General features: G+C 60.7%; 9 protein-coding genes and 3 pseudogenes. 3 read left to right on the top strand and 9 right to left on the bottom strand.

From position 1 onward, the window contains the following. A pseudogene (locus AE618_RS23675) lies at positions 1 to 128 on the top strand (IS5 family transposase); the annotation flags it as partial. Positions 129 to 338: 210 nt separating this feature from the next. Next, positions 339 to 698, top strand: a complete 360-nt coding sequence (locus AE618_RS28225) for a hypothetical protein (protein ID WP_156330460.1) — start codon at positions 339 to 341, stop codon at positions 696 to 698. On the opposite strand, the gene AE618_RS28960 is transcribed toward AE618_RS28225, so the two are convergent. The 4 genes and pseudogenes from AE618_RS28960 to AE618_RS29190 form a co-directional block, all read right to left on the bottom strand. Beyond that, complete coding sequence (locus tag AE618_RS28960) at positions 695 to 1,528, bottom strand: hypothetical protein (protein WP_248311000.1); 834 nt, start codon at positions 1,526 to 1,528, stop codon at positions 695 to 697. The genes AE618_RS28225 and AE618_RS28960 overlap by 4 nt on opposite strands. 33 nt (positions 1,529 to 1,561) lie before the next feature. After that, positions 1,562 to 1,945: a hypothetical protein gene (locus tag AE618_RS28220; RefSeq protein ID WP_156330459.1), complete on the bottom strand. Its 384-nt coding sequence runs from the start codon at positions 1,943 to 1,945 to the stop codon at positions 1,562 to 1,564. Positions 1,946 to 2,188: 243 nt separating this feature from the next. Then, entirely contained in the window at positions 2,189 to 3,001 is an 813-nt protein-coding gene (locus AE618_RS23665) for an RHS repeat protein (RefSeq protein ID WP_054211539.1), read from the bottom strand. A gap of 19 nt (positions 3,002 to 3,020) precedes the next feature. Then, positions 3,021 to 3,506: pseudogene (locus tag AE618_RS29190) on the bottom strand (IS66 family transposase); the annotation flags it as partial. On the opposite strand from AE618_RS29190, the pseudogene AE618_RS29315 reads away from it, so the two are divergent. Then, positions 3,390 to 3,704 (top strand): annotated as a pseudogene (locus tag AE618_RS29315) (SDR family NAD(P)-dependent oxidoreductase); the annotation flags it as partial. The pseudogenes AE618_RS29190 and AE618_RS29315 sit on opposite strands and share 117 nt — an antisense overlap. 86 nt (positions 3,705 to 3,790) lie before the next feature. Here AE618_RS29315 and AE618_RS29310 read toward each other — a convergent pair. Genes AE618_RS29310 through AE618_RS23640 form a run of 5 tightly spaced genes read right to left on the bottom strand, consistent with a single transcriptional unit; the run spans position 3,791 to position 7,911 of the window. Continuing rightward, positions 3,791 to 4,198, bottom strand: a complete 408-nt coding sequence (locus tag AE618_RS29310; RefSeq protein WP_432704524.1) for a hypothetical protein — start codon at positions 4,196 to 4,198, stop codon at positions 3,791 to 3,793. Between the two features lie 9 nt (positions 4,199 to 4,207). Further along, positions 4,208 to 5,971, bottom strand: coding sequence for a TIM-barrel domain-containing protein (locus AE618_RS23650; RefSeq protein ID WP_054211537.1), 1,764 nt, complete (start codon positions 5,969 to 5,971; stop codon positions 4,208 to 4,210). Continuing rightward, positions 5,880 to 6,077, bottom strand: a complete 198-nt coding sequence (locus tag AE618_RS28215) for a hypothetical protein (protein ID WP_156330457.1) — start codon at positions 6,075 to 6,077, stop codon at positions 5,880 to 5,882. Before AE618_RS28215 ends, AE618_RS23650 begins: the two co-directional genes overlap by 92 nt. 9 nt (positions 6,078 to 6,086) lie before the next feature. Then, complete coding sequence (locus tag AE618_RS23645) at positions 6,087 to 7,388, bottom strand: TRAP transporter large permease (protein ID WP_054211536.1); 1,302 nt, start codon at positions 7,386 to 7,388, stop codon at positions 6,087 to 6,089. A 16-nt stretch (positions 7,389 to 7,404) separates the two neighbouring features. Beyond that, complete coding sequence (locus AE618_RS23640; RefSeq protein WP_054211535.1) at positions 7,405 to 7,911, bottom strand: TRAP transporter small permease; 507 nt, start codon at positions 7,909 to 7,911, stop codon at positions 7,405 to 7,407. Positions 7,912 to 8,044 lie beyond the last annotated feature (133 nt).

Genomic DNA, 8,044 nt, shown 5'->3' with positions numbered 1-8,044 from the left:
GATTCTTCAACAAGATCAAGCACTCACGCCGCGTGGCGACCCGCTACGACAAGCTCGCGTCCAGCTTCCTCGGGTTCGTGCAGCTCGCAACGATCCGATGCTGGATCAGGTTTGTCCACACGACCTAGACCTCCGAAGCCATCACCTCGTCCTCAAGATGGCACCCAAGTATGCTCTTCCGATCTTTGTAGCCTCCAAAATTCGGGGCGAGTAGGAGGCCTTGGATTCTGTCATTATTTTTGCTTACGAAGCGGCTTAACGCGTGTCCTCAAAATAAGATCTCTCCCCACATCAATATGCCCGCCGTTTATCGGCGATTTTTGAAAGAGATGAACGCCATGGAAGATAATTCTTTTAGATATACGGAGAAATTGAAAGGGGCATCTATCTTCAAATTCGACCTTAGCTTGCCAGCGTATGCCATAATTGAATTTTGGCTGACGAAATACGAGGTTAGTTCAACCGAAATTAGTAATTTCCCAATACTACGTTTGGTGGCTCTCAATATCCGTCCAAAGAAGATAGATATAAGCTACGAGGAGTCTAATCCGCTTTGTGAGAGCGGTATCGTATCGAAAATTGATGACGGAACAAACTATAATCATAATATTCGTATATTATTGTCGAACGGAATTATAGACATTTCTGCAGAGATTATTCATTTTAGTGAATCTAAGGCGATTATAAGTGATTTTTAATGAAATCGATGCGGTGATAATGTGACGCCAACGAGATCGGCGATGCGAGAATATGTCTGGATAGAGATCGAGGATCGCGACTTGGTTATTTTGCCCGCCAAACAACAGATTGATCTTGGATCGCACGGTATTGCGAGGATTGATTGATCTACGTATTTGGTCTCGGCCTTTCCGGTATCCTCGCCTATGCGTGCTGGATCGATTCTGTCCGCCTCACCCTGCCGAACCGGCTCAATCTCGGCTTTCTGGCGACGGGCCTTGCCCAATCCTTTGCAACCGGGCTGCCGAGACCCGTGGAGTCGTTGATCGGCGTCTTGGCCGGCGGCCTTCTTCTCGGCATCATCGCTGTCGCCTACCGATACTACCGAGGATTCGACGGCATCGGAATGGGCGATGTCAAATTCGTCGCCGCAGCCGGCGCCTGGATCGGTTGGATGGGATTGCCTCAGATGCTGCTGATCGCCTCCGTTCTCGGCCTGATCTATGCACTGGGATAAATTCGCATGCTCAGCAAGACGCTCGACCTGCCCCTGGTCCAATGCGACCGGCTGCGAACACTGGGGACACAAGCGACGGACAAGGCGCTGCGCCATCGCTCCACGAACCGTCGGGGCGACCTCGCCATAGGGCTTGTAGACCGCATACCAAACCAGGGCCTTGCTGGCGTTCGTCATCTGGAGCGGCCGGTCGGCATTGACGAAGAGCGTCTTCGGGCTCGTCGTGTCGACATCTGCCACCACCGCGCGCGGTGCGATCCTGCACTTCGGCCCGTTCAGCGAGGGAAGCTGCGCCCGGGCCGTCGGATCATCATCGCCCTCCGCCGCCGCCACTCATTACATTAGATTTTCTTGTGGCATACAATCTTAGTTCTCTACTCCGTCGACCATACTAACGTTTACAAAAATGTCACCATTTAGAAATTTAATAGCATCCTCTTTAGAGGAAAATCTATAAAATTGAAAAGTAATTTCAGACAAACTCGCTGGCAAATCTTCATTTGAAAGATCTTCATTAGATATGTCAACTATTTTTCTGACAGAATGAGTTCGTATAGTATATTTATTATCGAGACCGTATTCTTTATTTTCTACAGTCTTATTCATATTTATCAATCTGTTCTTAGCTTTTTCTGCCGCAACGGTCCTGTTTTCTGAAAAAATGAGGAGAACTGAGTCTTCTGCATAACTATAGGAATTACTTGATGTAGATTCGTATATTGTGGTGACATGCGCAGCAAACCAGGGCATCGTACATAACTCCAGATTATCCGCTGTTTCTTGTTTGAATCTAAAGCCGACATTCGTTCGTCGAAGGGCGCAATGAAGCAGATAAACTACTTGATCGACATTTGAAAAATTTCTCCGCCCGCCTTAATTCATCATTGCCCCAAACCCCACGGCCGCGCAAATCCCTTAGAGCCCAGCACTGATCTCCGCCACGAAACTTATGCAAGCGCATATCATCTAGAAGTTGACTAGGAGCGTCAGGCATTAGCTGGTGATCGCATCGACGCCGTTGCGCGCGACCTGGACGACGTCGCTGTCCTCGTTGGTCTCGCTGATCAGACGGTTGAGCGCGTCGAAGCCGTAGTTGTAGAGGTTCGAGCGCGGATCGGTCACGGCGACCAGATTGTCGGTCTTGTCGTAACCGAAGCCCCAGGTGCTGCTGGCACTGCCGGTCCCCGCTCCGATCGCCTTCAGCAACCGGCCGAGCTCGTCGAAGGTCTGCGTCCGCGCGAAGGTCGTCGACGCATCGGCCTTCTTGCGCGTGATCGAGGTCGCCCCGCCCATCGCGTCGCGGACGTAATTGGTGGTCTCGCCGACATTGTTCGTCACGGTGGTCAGCCGGCGAGCGTTGTCATAGGTGAACGACTGCCAGCTCCCGTCGGCTTGCGTGATCTTGGTGATCTGCCCGATGCCGTCATAGGTCATCGTCGTGACCGAAGCAGTCCCCAGCGAATCCACTGTGACCGTCAACAATCGCCCGAGCGGATCGTAGCTCAGCGCCGTCTTGACGCCGTTCGGATCGGTCACGAGCGTCGGCTGGCCGCGATTGTTGACCGTATTGACCGTCGTGACCTGACCGACCTCGTTGGTGATCGTCTGGACATAGCCGGCCGTGTCGTAGGTGTAGCTCACCGTGTCGCCGGTACCGGCAAGCGGCCCGTTGACCGAGGTCAGCAACCCCGCCGTGCCATAGTCATAGGTCCAGGTCCGCGTCTGACCGCTCGTCGCATAGGGAACCGTATGCGTCGTCGTGTCCGTCTGCGTGCGCGAGGTCAGCGTGCCAGCCGTGCTCCACACATAATCGTAAGCGGTGTTCTCAGGCCACGGCCTTGAGCGGCTGTGAGGCGTAGGCCCACGGCAGCAGGTCGTCGATCTGGCTTTGCGGGTGGCCAGCGACAATGCGGGCGATGACGTCGACGAGGTAGGCTTGCGGATCGACGCCGTTGAGTTTGCAGGTCTCCACGAGCGAGGCGACGACTGCCCAGTGCTCGGCGCCGCCGTCTGATCCGGCAAAGAGCGCATTTTTTCGACTGAGGGCGATCGGCCGGATGGCGCGCTCGACCACGTTGGAGTCGATTTCGACGCGGCCGTCGTCGAGGAAGCGTGAGAGACCGGCCCAGCGCGAGAGGGCGTAGCGGATGGCCTCGGCAAGCTTGCTCTTCTGGCTGACGAGGAGAAGCTTGGCGTGCAGCCACGGCTCCAGCGCTTCGACGATGGGGCGGCTTCGGGCCTGGCGGACGTCGCGCCGCTCCTCAGCGGAGTGTCCGCGGATACCCCCGAGCAGGTCCGCGATCTGTTCGATGTCAATGTGTTGGGCGTCCAGCGCATGCTGCGCGCCACACTTCCGACGCTGCGCGCCCAGGGCAATGGCCTGGTCATCAATGTCGGCTCCATCCTGGGCCGCGTGACTTTCCCGTTCTTTGGCCTTTACGGGGCCTCGAAATACGCGGTTGAAGCGATGACCGACAGCTACCGCTACGAATTGTCGCAACTTGGCGTCGATGTCGTGCTGGTCCAGCCCAGCGCATATCCGACCAATATGTATGCAGCGGCTCAGCAGCCGGCTGATGCGGCCTGCGGCGCAGCCTATGGCGAGATCGGTGCCATTCCCGCCAAGATGTTCGAGACCTTCATGGGCATATTCTCTTCGAAGGATGCGCCCAAGCCGCACGATGTCGCCGAGGCTATCGTGAAGCTCGTCGCTACCGCCAGGGGCCAGCGTCCCGAGCGTGTCGTCGTTGGCCAGCCTTTCGGCTCGGATGCTGTCAATACGGCTGTCGCCCCCATCCAGCGCCAAGTCGTGGACGGCCTTGGCCTTGGCTCGCTCGCCACCATCAAAAACTGATCCCATCGACGGTTGGCGGCCACGCTGGCCGTCAACTCCAATCGGAAAGGAGAAACGGCCCAGCCGCTCTCCCAGGCCGGCAGCCAGACCTTGCGCGCCGCCGCCCCGCAGTCGAGCACGGGGGCCACCAGCAGACTCTCGCCGAGCAGGAAGCAATCCTACTGGTCGTAGCTCTCCGGCTGCTCGGGAAAATCGAAGAAGAGCGGCCGCAGGATCGGCGCGTGGTCGCGATGGGACCGCCACAGCAGGTCGTACAGCAGAGGCGTCAACCCCTCGCGCAAGGCGAGGCAGTCGCGGATCTGCGGCAACAATTCGGGATACATCCGGGGTTCGCCGGCGCTGCCGTCATCGTTCCAGGAATGGATGGTTAAGCGCGGCCAGAAGATGCCCTGCTCGATCCAGCGCAGGAACAGCTTGGGACCGGCGAAGCCGCCGACATCATGGCCGAAAATGGCGAGCCCCGAGAGCGAGAAGCCGTGGCCCATGCGCAGGTTGTAGCGCAGCGTCTCCCAGTTCGTGCGATTGTCGCCGCTCCAGGTCTGGACATAGCGCTGCATGCCCGGCCCGCCCGAGCGCGAGATCAGATAGGGGCGTTTTTGCGGCGCGGCCGCAAGATGCGCGCCTTGCGAGGCGCGCATCTTCAGATCGGTCTGGACCGGGCGCAAGGTCGCGATGGTCGCGGTCCGGCCGGCGAGGTCGCAGCCCGCAGCCTCGTCCCAGATCTCGAACGCGTTGTTGTCGTTCCAGATCGCGTTGATGCCGTAGTCGATCAGTCGCGCTTTCACCTCCTGTGACCACCAGGCGCTGGTCTCCGGGTTGGTGAAGTCGAGATTGGCGGCAAGTCCGCCCCAGAACTGGGTGATGTGGGGCCTCGAAGCATCCTCGCTGTCGCGCACGAAGCCGCGGAAGGCCTCGACCTCGGCGAAGCGCGGATGTTCGACCAGCTGCACCGGCTTGATATTGGCGACGAGTTCGACGCCGGCCGTCCTGAAGCGGGCGGTGATGGCCTGCGGATCCGGGAAGCAGTCGCGGTTCCAGGTGAAGACGCAGCGCTTGTCTCCGATCAGCGTATAGCCCGGCGACATCTGGAAGGAACCGCAGGGGATGCCGTGCTCTGCCAGCAGGTCGAGGAAGCCGACCAGCTTGTCCGAGGCGTCGGGCGCGTCGGTGTAGGACATGGTCGAGCCCGAATAGGGAATCATCCAGCGCGGCGGGAAAGCGGCCCGGCCCGTCAGCGCGGTGAAGCGCCTGACCACGTCGTCGAGCTTCGGCCCCAGCACGACATAGAGGCCGAGATCGCCGTCGCAGGCCTCGAAGGAGCGGGACAGGTCGCGATAGGCGTCGAGCTCCTGGCCGAGATCGAGCGCGCCGCGTGCGAGATTGTCGTAGAACAGCCCGACCGCCTCCCCCCCGCGATAGGGCCTCACCGTGACCGACCAGGGAGTATGCTTGTAGAGCGTATCGGACCGGCTGGGGTCATAGCCGAGCGGATCGGTCGCGCCCATGGCCAGGCGGCGGTCATGCTTTTCGGCGTCGCCCGCCTTGTCCCCGAACTCGTAGAAGCGCTCGCGTCCGTCGCGGACGAGATAGTGCCGGAAGCGCTTAGAGCGGCGATCGAAGAAATAGGCCTGGCTCGGCCTGTCCTTCACGACGCTCTCGAAAGGCGCATCCGGCGTGGGCCTCGTCTGCCAGTCGAGCATCAGCGGCGCGCGGCGGATGATGACGCGCAGCCACGCCGTCGTGACCGTGATCGTGTCGGCATCCTCCAGGACCGCGAAGGCCGTGCCCGGAAAGCCGGAAACGTCGAGCCGGTCGCGTCCGTCGATCGGGTCAGGCTCGCCGGCCCAGGCGATCTCGGGGCGAGAGCGACCAGGTTCGGGGCCTGGCGAGCCCGTCCGGCCGCATCGCCAGGAAGCGGGCAAGGTGGTCGTCGAGCAGGAACAGCGTGGCGCGATAGCCGCCCTCCAGCCCGAGGTCGATCTGGGAAGTCCCGGTTCCGGCGAGTGTCGCCTCGGTCAGCGGATGCATGGAGGAGCCTTACTTGATGAAGCCGAACACTGTCGGCAGCCAGAGCGAGAGCGCCGGCACATAGGTCACCAGCAACAGCGCGACGGTGCTCGACAGGAACATCGGGATCAGCGGTCGCGTCACCTGCTCGATCGAGACTTTTGCGATAGCGCAGCCGATAAAGAGCGCGCTCCCCGTTGGCGGAGAGATGATGCCGAGGCACATGTTGAACACTAGGATCACGCCAAAATGCACCGGATCGACGCCGAGTTGCGTCAGCACGGGAAGGAAGATCGGCGTGAAGATCAGGATGCCCGGCGTCAGGTCGAGAAAGGTGCCCATCAGCAGCAGCACGATGTTCACCAGCATCAGCGCGACATATTTGTTGTCAGAGATCGCGGTGATCCAGTCGCCGATCAGCTGCGGGATGCTGGCGAGCGACATCACATAGGCCATGGCCAGCGAGGTGCCGATCATCAGCGAGACCACCGCCGTGGCCTCGATCGTATCGACGATGATGCGGTAGAGATCGTCGAATTTGAGCTCGCGATAGATGCCGGCCAGCGCCAGGGAATAGACCACGGCAATGGCCGAGCCCTCGGTTGCGGTGAAGATGCCGCCGATGATGCCGCCGATGACCAGCGCGATCAGGCCGAGGCTGGGCAGCGCGGCGAGGATGGCAGCGAACTTGTCGCGCCATGGCAGCGGCGGCATGGGCAGATAGCCGCGCTTCTTGGCCATGAACCAGACCGGGATCATCACCGACACGCCCATCAGGATGCCGGGGATGTAGCCGGCAAGAAACAGCGCCGCGATCGAGGTCCCGCCGGAAACCAGCGAATAGACGATGAAGGCGCCCGATGGCGGGATCAGCAGGCCCGTCGGGCAGGAGGAGATGTTGACCGCGGCCGAGAAGGCGCGGTCGTAGCCGGCCTTGTCCTTGATCGGCTGCATGGTGCCGCCGATGGCCGAGGCCGCCGCCACCGCCGAGCCCGAGACGGTACCGAACATCATGTTGGCGAGGATGGTGATCTGCGCCAGCGCGCCGGGCATCCAGCCGACAAAGACCTTGGCGCAGTCGATCAGCCGCCGCGCGATGCCGCCCCGGTTCATGATCGAGCCGGCCATGAAGAAAAAGGGGATGGCAAGCAGCGCGAAGGAATCGAGTCCGGTCGCGATGCGCTGCGCGCTGACGGCCATCGCCGGCATCGGCGGCATGATCGTGAGCAACGCGGCTATGGCCGCGAGCCCGGTCGCGTGGCTGATCGGGACGCCGATCACCATCAAGCCGATGAAGGCGACCGAGAGGATGAGGGCTGGCGAGGCTTCCATGATTGTCTCCTCCCGCTCAGTCGAGCGAGACCTCCTTGGCCTCGATCTCCTGGCCGCTCGCCACCTCGCAGACGACGAGGAGCGCGTAGATCGCGGTCAGCAGTCCCGAGAGCGGGATAATGGCGTAGACATAGGCGACTGGCAGCAGCATGGCCGGCGTGACCTGGCCGAGCCGCAGATTGCGCTCGACCAGGAGCCAGCCTCCTACGCCGAGGATCACGGTGGCGAAGAGGATGACGAGCCCGGCGATGAAGATGTCGATGCCGCGCCGGACGGGTCGCGGCGCATGGTCGATCAGCCCGGTGATGGCGATATGCCCGCGCTTGCCCAGCACATAGGCCGCCCCCAGCAGGCTGACCCAGATGAACAGGAAGCGCGAGAGTTCGTCGGTGAAGGAGGTCGAGGAGTTCAGAAAATAGCGTCCGATCACCTGCCAGACCACGCATCCCAGCATGACGAGAGTCATCGGGACGGCGAGCGCGAGGACGAGGACGTCGAGGCTTCGATGGATGCGGTGGAGCATGGAAAGCTAACCTTGGACCGATGTAGAACCGAGTCCGGTTTCGCGACTCCCTTCCCCCTCGTGGGGAAGGGATGGGGATGGGGGCGAACGACCGGGCGAGCGCTCACCAAACGGCACGCTCCCACCCCAACCC

The sequence above is a fragment of the Allobosea vaviloviae genome (genome assembly GCF_001298265.1).
Taxonomy (GTDB): Bacteria; Pseudomonadota; Alphaproteobacteria; order Rhizobiales; family Beijerinckiaceae; genus Allobosea; species Allobosea vaviloviae_B.
This window is presented reverse-complemented; position numbering and strand designations above follow the sequence as displayed.

Excerpts from the sequence above, each read along its gene's own strand:
- AE618_RS28220 (WP_156330459.1), bottom strand. The coding sequence starts at position 1,945 with ATGCCCTGGTTTGCTGCGCATGTCACCACAATATACGAATCTACATCA.
- AE618_RS23640 (WP_054211535.1), bottom strand. The coding sequence starts at position 7,911 with ATGCTCCACCGCATCCATCGAAGCCTCGACGTCCTCGTCCTCGCGCTC.
- AE618_RS28225 (WP_156330460.1), top strand. The coding sequence starts at position 339 with ATGGAAGATAATTCTTTTAGATATACGGAGAAATTGAAAGGGGCATCT.
- AE618_RS23645 (WP_054211536.1), bottom strand. The coding sequence starts at position 7,388 with ATGGAAGCCTCGCCAGCCCTCATCCTCTCGGTCGCCTTCATCGGCTTG.
- AE618_RS28215 (WP_156330457.1), bottom strand. The coding sequence starts at position 6,077 with ATGCATCCGCTGACCGAGGCGACACTCGCCGGAACCGGGACTTCCCAG.